The organism is Variovorax sp. GW821-FHT09B05 (genome assembly GCF_059418265.1).
This window is the reverse complement of record NZ_JBWKPN010000011.1, coordinates 1-17,032: the sequence shown is the minus strand read 5'-3', so window position 1 is coordinate 17,032 and position 17,032 is coordinate 1. Positions and strand designations below refer to the sequence as shown.

Annotated in this window: 19 protein-coding genes; 8 read left to right on the top strand and 11 right to left on the bottom strand. The window is 71.3% G+C overall.

Features of this window, described 5'->3' with window-relative positions:
* The first annotated feature begins 13 nt into the window (after window positions 1–13).
* From AC07RM_RS26075 to mnmH, 4 genes are read left to right on the top strand one after another with little or no spacing between them, the layout of a single operon-like run.
* Window positions 14–826 carry a phosphonate ABC transporter ATP-binding protein gene (locus AC07RM_RS26075; RefSeq protein ID WP_495336412.1) on the top strand — a complete coding sequence of 271 codons (813 nt, stop codon included), beginning with the start codon at window positions 14–16 and terminating at the stop codon, window positions 824–826.
* Window positions 823–1,650 (top strand): PhnE/PtxC family ABC transporter permease, encoded by an 828-nt coding sequence (locus AC07RM_RS26070; RefSeq protein WP_495336411.1) that lies wholly within the window; start codon window positions 823–825, stop codon window positions 1,648–1,650. Before AC07RM_RS26075 ends, AC07RM_RS26070 begins: the two co-directional genes overlap by 4 nt.
* Window positions 1,647–2,441: a phosphonate ABC transporter, permease protein PhnE gene (gene phnE, locus AC07RM_RS26065; RefSeq protein ID WP_495336410.1), complete on the top strand. Its 795-nt coding sequence runs from the start codon at window positions 1,647–1,649 to the stop codon at window positions 2,439–2,441. The genes AC07RM_RS26070 and phnE overlap by 4 nt, the downstream gene beginning before the upstream one ends.
* Before the next feature lie 38 nt (window positions 2,442–2,479).
* Complete coding sequence (gene mnmH / locus AC07RM_RS26060; protein WP_495336409.1) at window positions 2,480–3,550, top strand: tRNA 2-selenouridine(34) synthase MnmH; 1,071 nt, start codon at window positions 2,480–2,482, stop codon at window positions 3,548–3,550.
* Here mnmH and fdhD read toward each other — a convergent pair.
* The 4 genes from fdhD to AC07RM_RS26040 form a co-directional block, all read right to left on the bottom strand.
* Complete coding sequence (gene fdhD / locus AC07RM_RS26055; protein WP_395350430.1) at window positions 3,484–4,392, bottom strand: formate dehydrogenase accessory sulfurtransferase FdhD; 909 nt, start codon at window positions 4,390–4,392, stop codon at window positions 3,484–3,486. The genes mnmH and fdhD overlap by 67 nt on opposite strands.
* A gap of 62 nt (window positions 4,393–4,454) precedes the next feature.
* On the bottom strand, window positions 4,455–4,751 hold the full coding sequence (locus tag AC07RM_RS26050; protein ID WP_495336408.1) for a hypothetical protein: 297 nt from the start codon (window positions 4,749–4,751) through the stop codon (window positions 4,455–4,457).
* 14 nt (window positions 4,752–4,765) lie between these two features.
* Window positions 4,766–7,123 carry an FdhF/YdeP family oxidoreductase gene (locus AC07RM_RS26045; protein WP_495336575.1) on the bottom strand — a complete coding sequence of 786 codons (2,358 nt, stop codon included), beginning with the start codon at window positions 7,121–7,123 and terminating at the stop codon, window positions 4,766–4,768.
* 111 nt (window positions 7,124–7,234) lie between these two features.
* Window positions 7,235–8,149, bottom strand: coding sequence for a LysR family transcriptional regulator (locus AC07RM_RS26040; protein WP_495336407.1), 915 nt, complete (start codon window positions 8,147–8,149; stop codon window positions 7,235–7,237).
* A gap of 109 nt (window positions 8,150–8,258) precedes the next feature.
* On the opposite strand from AC07RM_RS26040, the gene AC07RM_RS26035 reads away from it, so the two are divergent.
* Window positions 8,259–9,119 (top strand): NmrA family NAD(P)-binding protein, encoded by an 861-nt coding sequence (locus AC07RM_RS26035; protein WP_495336406.1) that lies wholly within the window; start codon window positions 8,259–8,261, stop codon window positions 9,117–9,119.
* 6 nt (window positions 9,120–9,125) lie between these two features.
* Here AC07RM_RS26035 and AC07RM_RS26030 read toward each other — a convergent pair whose 3' ends face one another.
* Genes AC07RM_RS26030 through modB form a run of 3 tightly spaced genes read right to left on the bottom strand, consistent with a single transcriptional unit; the run spans window position 9,126 to window position 11,380 of the window.
* Window positions 9,126–9,917 carry an ABC transporter ATP-binding protein gene (locus AC07RM_RS26030; protein WP_495336405.1) on the bottom strand — a complete coding sequence of 264 codons (792 nt, stop codon included), beginning with the start codon at window positions 9,915–9,917 and terminating at the stop codon, window positions 9,126–9,128.
* A complete protein-coding gene (gene modA / locus AC07RM_RS26025) occupies window positions 9,914–10,678 on the bottom strand; it encodes a molybdate ABC transporter substrate-binding protein (protein ID WP_296778854.1) in 765 nt (254 codons plus the stop codon). Before modA ends, AC07RM_RS26030 begins: the two co-directional genes overlap by 4 nt.
* A gap of 18 nt (window positions 10,679–10,696) precedes the next feature.
* Window positions 10,697–11,380: a molybdate ABC transporter permease subunit gene (gene modB / locus AC07RM_RS26020; protein WP_093340902.1), complete on the bottom strand. Its 684-nt coding sequence runs from the start codon at window positions 11,378–11,380 to the stop codon at window positions 10,697–10,699.
* A 224-nt stretch (window positions 11,381–11,604) separates the two neighbouring features.
* On the opposite strand from modB, the gene AC07RM_RS26015 reads away from it, so the two are divergent.
* On the top strand, window positions 11,605–11,862 hold the full coding sequence (locus AC07RM_RS26015) for a hypothetical protein (protein ID WP_093341257.1): 258 nt from the start codon (window positions 11,605–11,607) through the stop codon (window positions 11,860–11,862).
* Window positions 11,863–11,864: 2 nt separating this feature from the next.
* Entirely contained in the window at window positions 11,865–12,512 is a 648-nt protein-coding gene (locus tag AC07RM_RS26010; protein WP_296778861.1) for a nitroreductase family protein, read from the top strand.
* On the opposite strand, the gene tsaA is transcribed toward AC07RM_RS26010, so the two are convergent.
* The gene (gene tsaA, locus AC07RM_RS26005) at window positions 12,509–13,006 is read right to left on the bottom strand and encodes a tRNA (N6-threonylcarbamoyladenosine(37)-N6)-methyltransferase TrmO (protein WP_495336404.1); all 498 of its coding nucleotides are present in this window, start codon (window positions 13,004–13,006) and stop codon (window positions 12,509–12,511) included. The two genes, AC07RM_RS26010 and tsaA, sit on opposite strands and share 4 nt — an antisense overlap.
* Window positions 13,003–13,350, bottom strand: coding sequence for a winged helix-turn-helix domain-containing protein (locus tag AC07RM_RS26000; protein ID WP_057592932.1), 348 nt, complete (start codon window positions 13,348–13,350; stop codon window positions 13,003–13,005). Before AC07RM_RS26000 ends, tsaA begins: the two co-directional genes overlap by 4 nt.
* Window positions 13,351–13,520: 170 nt before the next feature.
* Here AC07RM_RS26000 and AC07RM_RS25995 point away from each other — a divergent pair, with 170 nt between their 5' ends.
* The gene (locus AC07RM_RS25995; RefSeq protein ID WP_495336403.1) at window positions 13,521–14,096 is read left to right on the top strand and encodes a hypothetical protein; all 576 of its coding nucleotides are present in this window, start codon (window positions 13,521–13,523) and stop codon (window positions 14,094–14,096) included.
* A gap of 34 nt (window positions 14,097–14,130) precedes the next feature.
* Here the strand turns inward: AC07RM_RS25995 and AC07RM_RS25990 are convergent, their stop codons facing one another.
* Together AC07RM_RS25990 and AC07RM_RS25985 are read right to left on the bottom strand one after the other, a co-directional pair.
* On the bottom strand, window positions 14,131–15,822 hold the full coding sequence (locus tag AC07RM_RS25990; RefSeq protein ID WP_490878356.1) for an OFA family MFS transporter: 1,692 nt from the start codon (window positions 15,820–15,822) through the stop codon (window positions 14,131–14,133).
* Window positions 15,823–15,962: 140 nt separating this feature from the next.
* A complete protein-coding gene (locus AC07RM_RS25985) occupies window positions 15,963–16,910 on the bottom strand; it encodes a LysR family transcriptional regulator (protein WP_093340911.1) in 948 nt (315 codons plus the stop codon).
* Between the last annotated feature and the right edge of the window lie 122 nt (window positions 16,911–17,032).

Genomic DNA, 17,032 nt, shown 5'->3' with positions numbered 1-17,032 from the left:
AGAGAAAGCGCGCATGGGTTTCTCGCTCGACGGCGTGGGCGTGGTGCACCCCAACGGCCAGCGCGCGCTGGCCGGGGTGACGCTCGCGGCGCGCGACGGCGAACGCCTCGCGGTCATCGGCCCTTCGGGCGCGGGCAAGACCACGCTGCTGCGCGTGCTCGGGGCCGCGCTGCGACCCGGCGAAGGCGAGGTGCGAACGCTCGACGCGCAGCCCTGGCAACTGCCGGCCGCTGCGCTCAGGAAATTGCGCGCGCGCATCGCCACCGTGCACCAGGCACCGCCGATCGCGCCGCGGCTGCGCGTGGTCACGGCCGTGCTCGCGGGCCGGCTCGGCCAGTGGTCGAGCTGGCGCGCGCTGGCCTCGCTGTTCCATCCTTCCGACATGGCCGGCGCGCACGAGGTGCTGGCGCGCCTGTCGCTCGAGGACCGCCTGTTCGAGCGCTGCGACCGGCTCTCGGGCGGGCAGTTGCAGCGCGTGGGCATCGCGCGCGCGCTCTACCAGCGGCCGGCGCTGCTGCTGGCCGACGAGCCCGTCTCCGCGCTCGACCCCACGCTGGCCGATGCCGCCGTGGGCCAGCTGGTCGCGCAGAGCGAAAGCACGGGCGCGACGCTGGTCGCCTCGCTGCATGCGGTGGACCTGGCGCTGCGCTGGTTTCCGCGCGTGGTCGGCATGCGCAACGGGCAGCTGATGTTCGACCTGCCGACCGCCGAGCTCACGCCCGCGCTGCTCGACGCGCTCTATGCCAGCGAGGGCGGCGTGGCACTGCAGCGCGCGCCGCAACCCGTCGCGGCCGAGGCGGCCTTCCAGCGGCCGGGCTGCGCTTGACCGCGAGCGCCGTCCACCGCGATCCGCAGGCGCGGCGCCGGCTCGGCTTCGGGCTCGCCGCGCTGGTCGTCGCGTGGCCGATGCTGACGCTGGCCGAGTTCAAGCCCTGGGCGCTGTTCGGCAGTGGCAACCTCGCGGTCATCGGCGGCTTTCTCGCGGGCTTCCTTCCGCCCGATGGCTCGCCCGCCTTTCTCGCGCTGCTCGCCAAGGCCACGCTCGAGACGCTGGCCATGGCCACGGCCGGCACCGCGCTCGCGCTGCTGATCGGCGCACCGCTGGCCTTCGTGACGACGCGCGCGCTGTCGATCTCGCGCATCGGCCCCGGTCCGGGCCGCGTGCGCGCGGGCATCGTGCGGCAGGCGGCGCGCTGGCTGCTGATGGTGCTGCGCGCGATCCCCGAGATCGTCTGGGCGCTGCTGTTCGTGCGCGCGCTGGGCCTGGGTCCCGCGGCCGGCGTGCTGGCGCTGGCCATCACCTATGGCGGCATGCTCGGCAAGGTCTACGCCGAGATCCTCGAATCGACCGACACCCGCCCCGCGCGCGCGCTGCTCGAGGCCGGCAGCGGCCGGCTCGCGGCGCTGTGCTATGGCCTCTTGCCGCACACGGCGCAGGAGCTGGCCTCGTACACCGTGTACCGCTGGGAATGCGCGGTGCGCGCCTCGGTGGTGATGGGCTTCGTCGGCGCGGGCGGGCTGGGCCAGCTGATGGACCAGTCGATGAAGATGCTCAACGGCGGCGAGGCCAGCAGCATCCTGCTGGTGTTCCTGCTGCTGGTGCTGCTGGCGGACGTGCTGAGCAACGCGCTGCGCAGGCTGCTCGCATGAACCTGCCGCCACGCCCACCGCCCTGCCTGCGCTGCCGCATCGCGCTGCTGCTGATCGCGGCGGCGGTGGTCGCGAGCTTCGTCTACCTCGGCATCGATTACCGCGCGCTGGGCTCAGCCGAGTCGCTCGCGCTCATGGGCAAGTTCATCGCCGAGTTCTTCCCGCCCGACCTCTCGGGCGGCTTCCTCGCCAAGGTCGTCCATGGCGCGCTGCAGACGCTCGCGGTGTCGGCGCTCGGCACGGTGCTCGCGGCGCTGGCGGGTGCCCTGCTCGCGCTGCCCGCTTCCGGCCGCGCCGGCTGGCTGCCGCGCCACACGGCGCGCTTCGTCCTCAACCTGCTGCGCAGCGTGCCCGAGCTGGTCTGGGCCGCGCTGATGGTGCTGGCCGCGGGCATCGGGCCCTTCGCGGGCGCGCTCGCGCTGGCGCTGCACACCACGGGCGTGCTGGGCCGCCTGTTCGCCGAGGCGCTCGAGAACGCGCCGCGCGAACCCGAGCACGCGCTGACGCTCTCGGGCGCCGGCCCGGTCGCGGCCTTCAGCTATGCCAGCCTGCCGATCGTGCTGCCGCAGTGGGTGGCCTACACGCTCTACCGCTGGGAGATGAACATCCGCATGGCCGCGGTGCTGGGCTTCGTGGGCGGCGGCGGGCTCGGGCAACTGCTGTACTTCCACCTCTCGATCTTCCAGCAGCAGCAGGCGATGACGGTGCTGCTCGCGATGTTCGTGCTGGTCACGCTGGTGGACTTCGCGAGCGCTCGCTTGCGCCGGGGACTCGGTCCCGCCTACGCCTGAAGCCTCGGGGCGACAATCGGGGGCATGAGGTTCCCGCCATGAGTCACCGCCAGCCCGTGCGGGTCGTCGACCGCCACGCCTTCGACACGATCATCGATGCCCGCTCGCCGGCCGAGTTCGCGCTCGACCGCATCCCGGGCGCCATCAACTGCCCCGTGCTCGACGACGAGGAGCGCCGCATCGTCGGCACCGTCTACGTGCAGACCGGCGCCTTCGAGGCGCGCCGCATCGGCGGCGCGATGGTCGCGGCCAACATCGCGAGACATCTGCGCGACACGCTGGCCGACCGGCCCGAGAAGTGGAAGCCGCTGGTCTACTGCTGGCGCGGCGGCATGCGCAGCGGCTCGATGGTGACCTGGCTGCGGCTGGTGGGCTGGGACGCGCAGCAGCTCGCGGGCGGCTACAAGAGCTTCCGGCGCCACGTGATCTCGCAGCTCGATGCGCTGACGCCGCGGCTCGACCTGCGCGTGATCTGCGGCGCCACCGGCAGCGCCAAGACCCGCGTGCTGCATGCGCTGGCCGCGCGCGGCGAGCAGGTGCTCGACCTCGAGGACTTCGCGCACCACAAGGGCTCGCTGCTGGGTTCGCTGCCGGGCGTGGCGCAACCCTCGCAGAAGCATTTCGAGACCCGCATCGCGACGGTGCTCGAAACCGTGGATCTGACACGCCCGCTGTACGTCGAGGGCGAGAGCATCCGCATCGGCCGGCTCTCGCTGCCGCTGTCATTGGTGGCGAAGATGCGCGCCGCGCCCTGCATCGAGGTGGTGGCCACGCCCGAGGCGCGGCTGGCCTACCTGCTGCGCGACTACGCCTACCTCGGCGACGACCGCGCGGCGCTGGCCGGCCAGCTCGGCCTGCTCAAGGAACTGCAGGGCAAGGAAACGGTGGCGCGCTGGCAGCAGTGGGCGCACGAGGCGCAGCTGCCGCTGCTCTTCGCCGAGCTGATGGCGCTGCACTACGACCCGCACTACGAGAAGTCGCAGGAGCGCCATTTCAAGACCTGGGCCACCCGGCGCCGCGTGGCCGCGGCCGACCTCGGCGATCAGGGCATCGAGGCGCTGGCCGACGCGGTGCGCGCGCTCGAGGGCGACGCCAGCCCGTCGGCATAGAGCACGCCGCGCGGCGCGCGGCACAGCCCCCACAGCCGCAGCCCGCTGAGCTCGGCCATGCGCACGCCCATCGCGGTCGGCGCCGAGATGGTGGCCATGGCCGCGATGCCGAGCCGCGCGCACTTGCGCACCAGCTCGTGGCTGCCGCGGCTCGACAGCACCACGAAGCCCGGCTCGCCGAGGCGCCCGGTGCGCGCGAGCCGGCCCAGCAGCTTGTCGAGCGCGTTGTGGCGGCCCACGTCCTCGAGCACCTCGACCAGTTCGCCCTCGAGCGTGGCCCAGCCCGCGGCATGGATCGCGCCGGCGCTGGCATTGAGCAGCTGGCGCGCGGGCAGCGCCGCGAAGGCGCGCAGCACGGTGGGCAGGTCGATGCGCGCCAGCCAGTCGTGCGCGGGCAGCCGTTCGGACGCGAGGTCGAGCGCGGCGAAGCTCTCGACGCCGCAGACGCCGCAGCCGGTGCGTCCCGCGAGGCTGCGCCGGCGGCCCTTGAGGCGCTCGAAGGCGCGCGTGGAGATCTCGAGCCGCACCTCCACGCCGGGCATGCCCTCGGGCAGGCCGGCATCGTGCGCATCGACGGCCTCGACCTCGATGCCGCGGCAGTCGTCGGCGGCGTCGAGGATGCCCTCGCTGAGCGCGAAGCCCAGCGCGAAGTCCTCGAGCTCCTGCGGCGTGGCCATCATCACGGCATGCGAGATGCCGTTGAACACCAGCGCCACCGGCACCTCGGCCGCGAGCGTGTCCTCGCGCGCGATGCCGGCGGGCGGCGCGCCGGCCTCGCCATAGACGCGCACGCCCAGGCGCGAGATCGAGGGCAGCGGTGCGAGTTCGGTGTCGGTGGACATGGCGCGGGAGCGAAGGGGGTGGTCGCCTATTGTGGGCCTGCCCGCCACGGCGGGCCAGGGGCTCAGGCGGCGGGCGCGTCGCTGACGAGGGATTCGGCCAGCGCGCGACCGGCTTCGCTGAGGCGCGCCAGCCAGCGCTCGCCATCGCGCTCGACCGCGATCCAGCCCGGCCCCGGCACGCCGCCGATGGCCGCGTCGCCCATCAGCGCGAGCTGGCGCATCAGCACGCTCGCGCCCTGGCCTAGCCGCTTGCCCAGGCGCGGCAGCGAGACGCTCTCCAGGCCCTCGGCCTCGAACTCGGCCAGCGCGAGCAGGATCGCGGCGGGCAGCGGCAGGGCGTCGTTCGTTGCGTCGGACATGGCGCGCGCGAGCCTCAGGCCGCGACCTCTTCGCCCGTGACCGAGGCCGGGCCTTCCTCGGCCTGCGCGAGGTGCGCCACCAGCATCACGGGAATCGACTTCGAAGTCGGCGTGCCCGCGTTCTCGGCCACCGAGGACAGCGGCACCAGCGGATTGGTCTCGGGGTAGTAGGCCGCGAGGTTGCCGCGCGGGATGTCGTAGGCCACCAGCTTGAAGCGGTCGGCGCGCCGCTCCTGGCCGTCGTCCCACACCGTGAGGATGTCGACCCAGTCGCCGTCCTTGAAGCCCAGCGCGCGGATGTCCTCGGCATGGATGAACACCACGCGGCGCTGGCCGAAGACGCCGCGGTAGCGGTCGTCCATGCCGTAGATGGTGGTGTTGTACTGGTCGTGCGAACGCGTGGTCAGCAGGGTGAAGACCTTCGCATCGCCCTTGCGGCTGTGGCGCGCGCGGGCGCGGTGCACCGGCGTGTCGGTCGGCACCGCATGGGTGAAGAACACGGCCTTGTGCTGCGGCGTGTTCCACACCCGCTCGCTCGCGGTGTTGCGCAGGCGAAAGCCGCCGGGCGTGGCGACGCGCGTGTTGAAGTCCGCGAAGTCGTCGAACACGGCCTCGATCTTGTCGCGGATGCGCGCGTAGTCCTCGATCATCCACAGCCACGGCGTGCGGCTGCGCGCACCGAGCGTGGCGGCCGCGAGGCGCGCGACGATGGCGGGCTCCGACAGCAGCTGCTCCGAGGCCGGCGGGTTGATGCCCATCGAGATGTGCACCATGCTCATCGAGTCCTCCACCGTCACGCCCTGCGCGCCGGCGGCCTGCATGTCGATCTCGGTGCGGCCCAGGCAGGGCAGGATCAGCGCCTCGCGCCCGTGCACCACGTGGCTGCGGTTGAGCTTGGTCGCGACGTGCACCGTCAGGTCGCACTGGCGCAGGCCCTTCCAGGTCTGGTAGGTGTCGGGCGTGGCGGCCGCGAAGTTGCCGCCGAGCGCGAAGAACACGCGGCCCTTGCCGTCGAGCATGGCCTGGATCGCCTCCACGGTGTCGAAGCCGTTCTCGCGCGGCGGCTCGAAGCCGAACACCTGCTGCAGCCGGTCGAGCAGCGCGGCCGGCGGCTTCTCCCAGATGCCCATGGTGCGGTCGCCCTGCACGTTGCTGTGGCCGCGCACCGGGCAGGCGCCCGCGCCCTCGCGGCCCATGTGGCCGCACAGCATCAGCAGGTTGACGATCATCTGGATCGTGGCCACCGAATGCTGGTGCTGCGTGATGCCCATGCCCCAGCAGGCGATGACGCGCTTGGCACCCAGGTAGACCTCGGCCGCGGCGCGGATGTCGGCCTCGGACAGGCCCGATTCCTGTTCGAGCAGTTCCCACGACTCGGCGCGCAGGTCGGCGGCCAACGACTCGAAGCCGGTGGTGTGGGTGGCGATGAACTCGCGGTCGAGCAGCGAGGCGCCGTTGGCGGCGATGGACTGGTCGTCGCGCTCGATGACGTGCTTCATCATGCCCTTGAGGGCCGCGAAGTCGCCGCCCACGCGCAGCTGGTAGTAGTGGGTGCTGATCGGCGTCGAGCCCAGCGTGGCCATCTCGAGCTTGCTCTGCGGATCCTGGAAGCGCTCGAGGCCGCGTTCGCGCAGCGGGTTGAAGCTCACGATGCGCGCGCCGCGCCTGGAGGCCGCGCGCAGCTCGCCGAGCATGCGCGGATGGTTGGTGCCGGGGTTCTGGCCGAAGATGAAGATCGCGTCGGCCTTGTCGAAGTCGTCGAGCGTGACCGTGCCCTTGCCCACGCCGATCTGCGGCCGCATGCCGCTGCCGCTGGGCTCGTGGCACATGTTCGAGCAGTCGGGGAAGTTGTTGGTGCCGTACTCGCGCACGAACAGCTGGTAGAGGAAGGCGGCCTCGTTGCTGGCGCGGCCCGAGGTGTAGAAGATGGCCTGGTTCGGATCGGGCAGCGCGTTCAGATGACGCGCGATCAGCTCGAAGGCCGCGTCCCATTCGATCGGGCGGTACTTGTCGCTCGCGCGGTCGTAGACCATCGGGTGCGTGAGCCGGCCCTGGTCCTCGAGCCAGAAGTCGCTCTGCTGCATCAGCTCGGCCACCGTGTGCTTCGCGAACAGCTCGGGCCCGGCGCGACGCGCGGTGGCCTCGGCCGCCACGGCCTTCACGCCGTTCTCGCAGAACTCGAAGGTCGAGGCATGGTTGCGGTCGGGCCAGGCGCAGCCCGGGCAGTCGAAGCCGTCGGGCTGGTTGGCCGACAGCAGGGTCTTCGCACCCTTGATGGGAATGTCCTGCCGCAGCAGCGTGTTCTTCACGCTGCGCAGCGCGCCCCAGCCGCCCGCGGGGCCCTTGTAGAACTCGATCTTCTGTTCGCCGATATCGCCAATGCTCATGCGGCCGAGTGTTCGCCGCGCGCGCCGGGAGCGTCAAATTGAATCGGGACATGCTCCGATTCAAAACGGAAATGACGGGGCCCGCGCCGCGCCGGTTCAGCCCGCGGCGCGCGGCGCCAGCAGCTCCTCGACGAAGCCGATGAAGGCGCGCACCTTGGCGGCCGGCAGGTGGCGCGAGGGATACAGCACGTGCAGCGAGAAGCGCTCGTCGGGCCAGTCGGGAAAGAGGTCGACCAGCTGCCCGGCATCGAGCAGTTCCTGGATGCCCAGCGCCTTGATCTGCGCGATGCCCGCGCCCGCGACGCAGGCGCCGAGGATCGTGCCGGGATCGGTCAGCAGCAGCCGGCCCGCGGTCGGCACCTCGATGGCCTTGCGGCCGCGGCGGAATTCCCAGGCGAAGGGCTGGCCGGTCAGCGGATCGCGCACCTGGATGCAGACATGCCGGGCGAGCTCGGCCGGCTTCGCGGGCCGGCCATGGCGCGCGAGGTAACCGGGCGCGGCCACGGTCGCCACGCGGGTCTCGATCAGCTTGCGCGCCACCAGCGAGGAGGCGGGCGGCGTGCCGAAACGCAGCGCGATGTCGAAGCCCTCGCCCACGAGGTCGCCGAGCTGGTCGCGCGCGATGAGCTCGAGCGAGAGCTGCGGATGCCGCTCGACGAAGCGGTGGATGTGCGGCGCCAGCAGCAGCCGCGAGGTGAAGGCGTCGACGTTGACGCGCAGCCGGCCCTGCACCGCGCCCGCGGAACCGCTGGCGCGCGTCACCGCGTCCTCGATGCCGAGCACCAGCGGATTGATGCTGGCGTAGAGCTCGCGGCCCTCGTCGGTCAGGCCCAGCGAGCGCGTGGTGCGGTCGAGCAGCCGCACGCCGATGCGCGCCTCGAGCCGCGCGATGGCCCGGCTCACGCCCGAGGGCGTGACGCCCAGCGCATCGGCCGCCTTGGCGAAGCTGCCGCTATCGACGACGGCGGCCAGCACGCTGACGTTGGAAAGCAGTCGTCCGTCGAGGGCCATGGATTCATCCGTGATTTGGAGTCATGAATGATATGAGCTGCCCGGCATTTACTCAAAGGCCTGCGATTCCTAGCATTCACCCCGTCGCATTCGTTCAAGGAGAAATCACATGCATGCCATCACTGGAATCACGGGCAAGGTCGGCGGCGCCGCCGCGCGCGCCCTGCTCGCTTCGGGCCAGAAAGTCCGCGCCGTCGTGCGCGATGCCGACAAGGCCCGGCCCTGGGCCGCGCTCGGTTGCGAGGTCGCCGTCGCCGAGATGGAAGACGCCGACGCGCTGGCGCGCGCCTTCGCCGATTGCACCGGCGTGTTCGTGCTGCCGCCGCCGTGCTTCGATCCGCTGCCGGGCTTTCCCGAAGCGCGCGCGGTCATCGCGGCCGTGCGCCAGGCGCTCGAGGCGGCGCGGCCCGCGCGCGTGGTCTGCCTCTCGACCGTGGGCGCGCAGGCCACGCAGCCGAACCTGCTGAGCCAGCGCTCGCTGATGGAGGAAGGCCTGTCGCCCCTGCCGCTGCCGCTCGCGCTGCTGCGGCCGGCCTGGTTCCTCGACAACCTGGCCTGGGACGTGGCACCGGCGCGCGAGCGCGGCGTGCTGCCCGGCTTCCTGCAACCGCTCGATCGGGCGGTGCCGATGGTCTCGACGCTCGACGTGGGCCGCGTGGCGGCCGAGCTGCTGCAGGAGGACTGGCAGGGCCGGCGCGTGGTCGAGCTCGAGGGGCCGGCGCGCGTCACGCAGCACGAGATCGCCGCCACCTTCGCACGCGTGCTCGGCCGGCCGGTGCAGGCCGAGGCCGTGCCGCGCCAGACCTGGGGCGCGCTGTTCCGCGAACAGGGCATGCGCGACCCGGTACCGCGCATCCAGATGCTCGACGGCTTCAACGAAGGCTGGATCGCATTCGAGGGCGACGCCGCGTCGGTGCGCAAGGGGCGCGTGACGCTCGAGGACGTGGTGCGCCAGCTCGTGGCTGCGTGAGCCGCTTCAGGCGCCCGGCGCGTCCTGCATCAGCAGCCCGCGCAGCTTGCTGCGCAGCGGCGTGTCCGCCACGACCGGCACGCCGGCCGCCTCACGCAGCGAGAGCTCGCGGCTCTCGGCGGTGTGCAGGTCGATCTCGCGCACCACCTGGCCGTCCTTGTAGACGAAGGCCACGTCGGCCAGCGCGAGCACGTCCTCGATGTCGTGCGTGATCATCAGCACCGGAATGCCCCAGGCGCGGCGCACCTCGGCGAGTTCTTCGCGCAGCTCGGCGCGCAGCATCGGGTTGAGCGCCGCGAAGGGTTCGTCGAGCAGCAGCACCTGCGGCCGGCAGGCCAGCGCGCGCGCCAGCGCCACGCGCTGCTGCTGGCCGCCCGAGAGCTTCTGCGGCCGGCTGTCGGCCAGCGCGGCCAGGCCGAAGCGATCGAGCAGCGACTGCACGTTGTCGGCCTCGTCGGGCGGCAGGCGACGGCGGCGCCAGGAGGTCAGGCCGAAGGCCACGTTCTCGCGCACCGAGAGGTGCGGGAACAGCGCGTAGTTCTGGAACAGGTAGCCCACGCGCCGCTCGGAGGCCGGCACGTCGATGCCGCCGGCGGCATCGTAGAGCGTGCGGCCGTCGAGCCGCACATGGCCGCCCGCGGGGCGCAGCAGGCCGGCGATGGCCTGCAGGGTGAGCGACTTGCCGGCCCCCGAGGGACCGTAGAGCGCGGCGAAGGGAACGTCGGTCGAGAAGCGCGCGGCCAGGTCGAAGCGGCGGCTGCCGTCGGTGACCGTGAGCTTCAGATCGACATCAATCATGGTTTGCCGAAACCATAGCGCGTGAGCACCTCCTGTGCCGCGTCGCTCGAGAGGAAATCGATGAAGTCCTTGGCCACGGCCTTCTGCTTGCTCTCGGCCACCACGGCGATCGGGTAGGTCACGGGGCTGTTGCCGCTGGGCGTGAGCACGATCTTGACCTTGTCGCCCATCACGGCCGCGTCGGTGCGGTAGACGAAGCCGGCCTCGACCTCGCCGCGGCCCACGTAGTCGAGCACCTGGCGCACGCTGTCGGCCTGCACGAACTTGGGCTCGAGCGTGGTCCAGAGGTTGGCGGCATCAAGCACCTGCTTGGTGTAGCGGCCCACCGGCACGGTGGCGGTCTTGCCCACGGCGATCTTCTTCACGGCCGGGCCGGCCAGGTCCTGCAGGCTCTTGACGCCCACGCCGTCCTTCGACGGCTCGATCAGCACCAGGCTGTTGCTGACGAAGTTCTTGCGCGTGTCGGTGTCGATGTGCTTCTGCTCGACGCCGCGGTTCATGGTCTCCTGGTCCGCGCTCGCGAACACGTCGACCGGCGCGCCCTGGCCGATCTGCTGCAGCAGCACGCCCGAGGCGGCGAAATTGAAGCGCACCGTGGTGCCCGCCTTCGCGGCCTCGAACTTGGGACCGATCTCCTTGAAGGCGTCGGTCAGGCTGGCCGCGGCCGACACGGTGATCTGCTGCGCGGCGGCGCCCAGCGGGATCGCGAGGGCGAGGACGGAAGCGAGGGCGAGGGACGACAAGGCGCGGATGGAACGCATGCGAAGCTCCTGGATGAATCAGCGAAGGGAAAAGAAACGGTTGGACAGCACCAGCACCGTGATCGACAGCAGCGAGGTCACGATCACCAGCAGCAGCGCGAGGTCGTCGTGGCCGGCCTGCACGGCGTCGTAGATCGCCATCGACAGGGTCTGGGTCTGTTGCGGAATCGAGCCGGCCACCATCAGCGAGGCGCCGAACTCGCCCATGGCGCGCGCGAACGCCAGCAGCGTGCCGGCCAGGATGCCGGGCCAGGCCAGCGGCAGGGTGACGCGCACGAACACCGAGAAGCGCGACTGCCGCAGGGTGCTGGCCGCGGCCTCGAGCGAGCGGTCGACGCCCGCGAAGGCGGCGCTGGCCGACTTGAGCACCAGCGGCAGTGCGACCACGGCCGAGGCCACCACGGCGCCATGCCAGCTGAAGATGATGGTGTAGTCGAAGTGCTCGCGCAGCCAGGCCCCGAGCGGGCTGCGCCGGCCCGCCACCACCAGGATGCCGTAGCCGATGACCGTGGGCGGCAGCACCAGCGGCAGCATGAACACCGCCTCGAGCACGCTGTGGCCCCAGAAGCGCTTGCGCGCGAACAGCCAGCCCAGCGCCAGCCCGACGACCAGCGCGAGCACCGTCGCCACGCTGGCGACCTGGATCGACAGCACCAGCGGATGCCAGTCGGTCTGCGTGATGAGCGATTGCGTCGTGTTCATGAAGATACGGCGTAATTGTTGCATGACGCGCCGGCACGGCTCGGCGATGGAACACGGGTTCCAGGTTTTATTAGGGTAAATCCAGTGTGCATCGAGGGTGCGAAGGGTGCACATCCCAAGGCTCCTCCATATACTGGCAGATACAGCGTCGCAGACCTTTACCCCCGGGGCCGCGGCGCCAGATCCACCCCATGTCCCACGAGGACCCCGACCGACCGCCGACCATGCGCGCCTCCGCCCACGACACCGTTGTCCGCTCGATCTCCGGCCGGCCCGAGCTGCGCCAGGTGACGCAGGTCCAGGAATGGCGCGTCGAGCGCACGCTCGACGACGACGGCGGCGTGGTGCTGTCGATCGTGGCGCCGGGCGGCGAGAGCCAGTCCTTCCTGGTCGGCCAGGCCGACGCGCACGACATCGGCGAGGTGCTGCGCCGCAAGGCCGCCTGGGTCGAGCGGCTCGAACACGGGGAACCGCAGCGCTGACCATGAGGTGGCGCCACATGACGGGTGCCGAGCGCATCCTCGAAGTGCTGCTGACGCGGCGTTCGGTCTCGCCGCGCCGGCTGCGGCCGCCCGGCCCCAATCCCGAGGAACTCGACGGCCTGCTGCAGGCCGGCCTGCGCGCGCCCGACCATGGCGCGCTGCACCCCTGGCGCGTGATCGAGTTCAGGCCCGCGAGCCGCGAGGCGCTGGCCGACTGCTTCGAACAGGAGAAGCTGCGCCGCGACCCGCTCGCGAGCCCCGTCGACCTGCGCCGCGCGCGCGAGCACGCGTTGCGGCCGCCGCTGCTGCTGGCCTTCGTGGTCTCGCCGCGCCCGCGCAGCCAGGTGCCCGCGCGCGAGCAGTGGCTCAGTGCCGGCGCGGCGCTCGGCAACATCCTGAGCGCGGCGCACCAACTCGGCTACGGCGCGATCGTGCTGAGCGGCGAGCGCTGCTTCGACGAGACGCTGGCACGCCAGCTCGGCGTGCAGCCCGGCGAGGAGCTGGTCGGCTTCATCAGCGTGGGCACGATCGCGGAGGCACCGCCGCAGCCGCGCGAGACGCTGTCGCAGAACGTGTGGTCGTGCTGGCAGGGCGAGGCGCCGTGGGTGGCGTCGCCCGGCGCGCTGCCGCCGCCGCCGGAAGCCGGCTAGCGCATCCGGTCGTCGGAGCGCGTGTCGGGCAAGCGCTCGAGCCGCGCGCCGAACCAGCCCACGCGCTCGGTCTCGCGCACATCGAAGCGCGGCACGTAGGGCTTGATGTCGAGCACCGGGGTGCCGTCCATCATGTCGTTGCCGCTGAAATGCAGGATGCGGCCCTCCACCGCCGTGAGCCGCACGATCGACAGCCCGAGCCGGTTGGGCCGCGCGGGCGCGCGGGTGGCGAAGACGCCGTGCGAGGCATCGTCGAGGAAGGGCACGACCTCGAGCTTCTCGTTCTCGCAGGCATGCAGCCGCGTGATCAGGATCAGGTAGTCGAAGCCCTCGATGTCGCGCAGCCCCGGCGCGAATTCGGGGTGGACCTCGACGCGGCCCGTCTCCTCGGGCGCGCCCGCGGTCTGGATCGGCATGCCGGTGGCCTCGGTGAAGCGGCTGCGCACCACGCCCACGGGGCGCAGCACGATCTCGTCGCGCGCTTCGGCGCTCATGGCGCGAGCAGCCGCGTGAGGGCGCGGATGTCGGCGGCCGTGGCCAGCCGCGCGGCATTCTCGATCGCGCGGTAGTGCTTGACGATCTCCTCGCCCACGGGCGTGAGCGCCGTGCCGCCGCCGTGCGAACCGCCGGCGGCGGTGTTCACCGCGGGCGAGCTCAGCGCATGGTTCATCTCGTCGATCAGCATCCAGGCACGGCGATACGACATGCCCAACAGCCGGGCCGCGCCCGAGATCGAGCCGGTCTCGGCCACGGCCTCGAGCACGGCGATCTTGCCGGGGCCGATGGCGATGACGTCGTCGCGGTAGACGCGCAGGCGGAACTGGACTTTGGATTTCATGGCGGACGGAAAAAGCGCGGACGTGGGCGAGAAGGGTAAACGATGCGGCGGCCGGGCCGGCCGCCGGATTACCCGATGGCGCGGCCTCGCCCGTCGAAGTCGTCATGTCAGAATGAACACAGCGCCAGGGCCGACCCACGCCGGCTGGCCATCGGATGAGGAATCGAACCATGCGCCCCCTGTCCCTCGAAGCCCCCGGCAGTACCGCGCGCCGGCTGCTCGGCATCGCCGCGATCGTCGCCCTGCTCGCGGGCTGCGCCGGCACGCCGCCCACCGCACCGGCCGCGGCCACGGGCCATGGCCCCTCAACCAGCGACGAGGCCTCGCCGGCCTTCACGGTCTCGGGGGCGGTACTCAGGAGCGCGCGCTTCGACCTCGCCGAGCTGCGCGCCATGCCCGCGACCACGCTCACGGTCGGTGCCGACACCTACACGGGCGTGAGCCTGTGGTCGCTGCTCAACGACCCCGCGGTCGGGCTGCAGGCCGATGCGCGCGTGCGCAACCCGCTGCTGTCGATGTACGTGGTGGCGATCGGCAGCGACGGCTACCGCGCGGTGGTGTCGCTGGGGGAGATGTCGCCGGAGTTCGGCAACAGGACGGCGCTGCTGGCCTATGCGCGCAACGGCACGCCGCTGGGCCGCAACGGCGCGGCACGCCTGGTGGTGGCCGGCGACCAGAAGCCGGGCCGTTCGGTGGCGCGGCTGGCCGCGATCGAGGTGTTCGCGGCGCAGCCTTCGGGGCGCTGACGACGAAGCCGGGGCCGCGGGCCCCGGCGGGGGTTCAGTGGAAGAACTTGGCCGCGCTGATCAGCGTCTTGTAGACGCCCCAGGCCAGCGGAATGCCCACCGCCGCCCAGGCCAGCACCACGACCGCCGGGCTCACCGTGTCGGCACGGCCCGAGCCCTCGCCCACTTCGGAGGCCGCGGCCTTCTCGTGCGCGAGCTTCTTCTCGATGGCGAGCTCGGCGTCGCTCATGAAGTGCTTGTCGGCCACCGGGCGCACCAGCAGGTTGGCGATGAAGCCGATCACCAGCATGCCCACGAGGATGTACATGGTCTGGTTGTAGACCTGCTCGCGCGGCAAGCCCAGGCCGAGCTGGTACTCGCGCATGTAGTTCACGACCACCGGGCCGAGGATGCCGGCCGTGGCCCAGGCCGTCAGCAGGCGGCCATGGATGGCACCGACGAACTGGGTGCCGAACAGGTCGGCCAGGTAGGCCGGCACGGTGGCGAAGCCGCCGCCGTACATCGAGACGATGACGCAGCACGCGCCCACGAACAGCAGCTTGCTGCCCGCGCCGGCCGACGAGGGAATGCTCGCGTAGAGCACCGCGCCGAGCACGAAGAACACGGTGTAGGTGAGCTTGCGGCCGAGCTTGTCGGACAGGCTGGCCCAGACGAAGCGCCCGCCGATGTTGAACAGCGACAGCAGCGCGGTGAAGCCGCCGGCCACGACCGCGATGGCCGCGAGCTGGGTCTTGTCGAGTTCGCCAAACTTTGCCGGCAGGTCGATCAGCGCGCCGCCGAACACTTCCTGCAGCATCGGCGAGGAGATGCCGATCACGCCGATGCCGGCGCTCACGTTCATGCACAGGACCAGCCACACGAGCCAGAACTGCGGAATGCCCCAGACCTTCTTCACGTGCACGTGGCGCTGCGTGATCATGGCGTTGCTGGTCTGCGCGGGCGGCGGCGTCCAGCCGGCCGGCTTCCAGCCCGTGGGCGGCACGCGGTAGCCGAGCGCGCCGGCCATCATGAAGACGAAGTAGCCGATCGCCATCACGACGAAGGTCTGCATCACGCCGACGTCGTGGGCGTCCGAGAAGCGCTTCATGAGGTCGACCGCGAGCGGCGAACCGATCATCGCGCCGCCGCCGAAGCCCATGATGGCCATGCCGGTGGCCATGCCGCGGCGGTCGGGGAACCACTTGATGAGCGTGCTGACCGGCGAGATATAGCCCAGGCCCAGCCCGATGCCGCCGATGACGCCCGAGCCGAGGATCATGAGCCAGAACTGGTGCAGGTGGATGCCCAGCGCCGACAGCAGCATGCCGCCGCACCAGCACAGGGCCGACACCACGCCGGCCTTGCGCGGACCTGCGCGTTCGAGCCAGCCGCCCCACAGGGCCGCCGAGCAGCCGAGGAAGACGAAGAACAGGGTGTACATCCAGCCCAGCGTGGCGACGCGCCAGTCGCAGTTCGTGGCGAACAGCTCGGCGAAGAAGCTCATCTCGCGCGCGCAGGCCTGGGCGCCGGTGCCGGCGGTGGCGAGCGCCTTCGACAGCGGCAGCCAGAACACCGAGAAGCCATAGGCCATGCCGATGCACAGATGGATGGCCAATGCTGCAGGCGGGACCAGCCAGCGGTTGTAGCCGGGGCCGGCGATGATGCGTTCCTTGTCGAGGAAGCCGGGCGCGGCGCCCGAGCCTTGGATGCGATCTCCCTCGAGAACGCCTGCAGTTGAACCTGCCATATCACTCCTAAATTGCCGGATCTGGAAAAACGGACTGTTGAAAATTTCCGGCGGCGGAGTGTGGGCGGCGCGGCCATGCGCCGTCAAATTCGATCGGCGCATGGGCCGATTCAAGAACTAAATGGCGACCGCCATCCGCGCTATTCGCCCAGCGTGCCGCTGTGCAGCGCGGCCTGGGCGAGCCACTCGGGCGTCTGCAGGAAGGCCAGCGCGGCCTCGAGGGCACGCGAGGCACGCACGCCGTCCTGGGTCATGAAGCCGATCGGGGTGAGAACCTCGGGTGCCACCAGCGGCAGGGCCTCGAGCTCGCGGTAGCTGCGCACGGCCGCGACCATGGCGCCGGGCAGCACGCTGCTGACCGTGCCGGCGATGACGGCCAGCACGAGCGCGAGCACGGAGTTGGTCTCGATGGCCGGCGCCACGACGGTGCCGACGGCCTCGCGCAGCGCCTGGTCGACGATGGCGCGGTTGTGCATGTCGGGCGTGAGCAGGCACAGCGGCAGCTTCGCGGCCTCGGCCCAGGCCAGGGGCTTGCCGATGCGCAGCTGGTCGTCGGAGGGCACGGCGGCGCGGCGCAGAAGAAAGTAATGCTCGATGCTCTGCGGCCAGGCAGTGAGCTTGATGCCGGGCATGTGCATGCGTTCGGTGTAGCCGAGCGCGAGATCGACCGAGAGGCTCTCGAGGCCGGTCTCGAGTTCCTGCGAACTCATGGAGATGACGCCGGGCACGATGCCCGGATGGCGCTGGTGCAGCATGGCCGCGAAGCGCGAGAGCATGGGTATCGCCGTGGGCACGGCCGCCATGCGCAGGCTGCCGCGCGGCTCGCCGGCCTCGCTGCGCAATTCCTGCAGCAGCACTTCGTTGTCGCGCAGCATGCGTTGCGCGGTGGCGAGCACACGCTCGCCCTCGTGCGTGAGGCCGACGTAGACGCGGGCGCGCTTGACGATGACGACGCCGAATTCGGACTCGAGTGCGCGCAGGGCGTTCGACAGCGCGGGCTGGGTGATGTGGCAGGCGGCGGCGGCGCGGCCGAAATGCTTGTGTTCGCTGAGGGCTACGAGGTAGCGCATGGAGGCGAGGAGGTTCATCTCGCTGTCTCTCGCTGGTGTCGGGCGCTAGTTTCGGGGTGCGAAGGTTCGGGGCGCGTGCACAGGACAGCGGGTACTTCCCTCCGCGAATGTCCCCCGCCTTCGGCTCCTCCTTTATTTCG

Excerpts from the sequence above, each read along its gene's own strand:
- tsaA (WP_495336404.1), bottom strand. The coding sequence starts at position 13,006 with ATGAGCGCCGAAGCGCGCGACGAGATCGTGCTGCGCCCCGTGGGCGTG.
- phnE (WP_495336410.1), top strand. The coding sequence starts at position 1,647 with ATGAACCTGCCGCCACGCCCACCGCCCTGCCTGCGCTGCCGCATCGCG.
- AC07RM_RS26040 (WP_495336407.1), bottom strand. The coding sequence starts at position 8,149 with ATGGCCCTCGACGGACGACTGCTTTCCAACGTCAGCGTGCTGGCCGCC.
- AC07RM_RS25990 (WP_490878356.1), bottom strand. The coding sequence starts at position 15,822 with ATGGCAGGTTCAACTGCAGGCGTTCTCGAGGGAGATCGCATCCAAGGC.
- AC07RM_RS26015 (WP_093341257.1), top strand. The coding sequence starts at position 11,605 with ATGCGCGCCTCCGCCCACGACACCGTTGTCCGCTCGATCTCCGGCCGG.
- AC07RM_RS26030 (WP_495336405.1), bottom strand. The coding sequence starts at position 9,917 with ATGATTGATGTCGATCTGAAGCTCACGGTCACCGACGGCAGCCGCCGC.
- modA (WP_296778854.1), bottom strand. The coding sequence starts at position 10,678 with ATGCGTTCCATCCGCGCCTTGTCGTCCCTCGCCCTCGCTTCCGTCCTC.
- fdhD (WP_395350430.1), bottom strand. The coding sequence starts at position 4,392 with ATGTCCACCGACACCGAACTCGCACCGCTGCCCTCGATCTCGCGCCTG.
- AC07RM_RS26075 (WP_495336412.1), top strand. The coding sequence starts at position 14 with ATGGGTTTCTCGCTCGACGGCGTGGGCGTGGTGCACCCCAACGGCCAG.
- AC07RM_RS25985 (WP_093340911.1), bottom strand. The coding sequence starts at position 16,910 with ATGAACCTCCTCGCCTCCATGCGCTACCTCGTAGCCCTCAGCGAACAC.
- AC07RM_RS26000 (WP_057592932.1), bottom strand. The coding sequence starts at position 13,350 with ATGAAATCCAAAGTCCAGTTCCGCCTGCGCGTCTACCGCGACGACGTC.
- mnmH (WP_495336409.1), top strand. The coding sequence starts at position 2,480 with ATGAGTCACCGCCAGCCCGTGCGGGTCGTCGACCGCCACGCCTTCGAC.
- AC07RM_RS26010 (WP_296778861.1), top strand. The coding sequence starts at position 11,865 with ATGAGGTGGCGCCACATGACGGGTGCCGAGCGCATCCTCGAAGTGCTG.
- AC07RM_RS25995 (WP_495336403.1), top strand. The coding sequence starts at position 13,521 with ATGCGCCCCCTGTCCCTCGAAGCCCCCGGCAGTACCGCGCGCCGGCTG.
- modB (WP_093340902.1), bottom strand. The coding sequence starts at position 11,380 with ATGAACACGACGCAATCGCTCATCACGCAGACCGACTGGCATCCGCTG.
- AC07RM_RS26050 (WP_495336408.1), bottom strand. The coding sequence starts at position 4,751 with ATGTCCGACGCAACGAACGACGCCCTGCCGCTGCCCGCCGCGATCCTG.
- AC07RM_RS26035 (WP_495336406.1), top strand. The coding sequence starts at position 8,259 with ATGCATGCCATCACTGGAATCACGGGCAAGGTCGGCGGCGCCGCCGCG.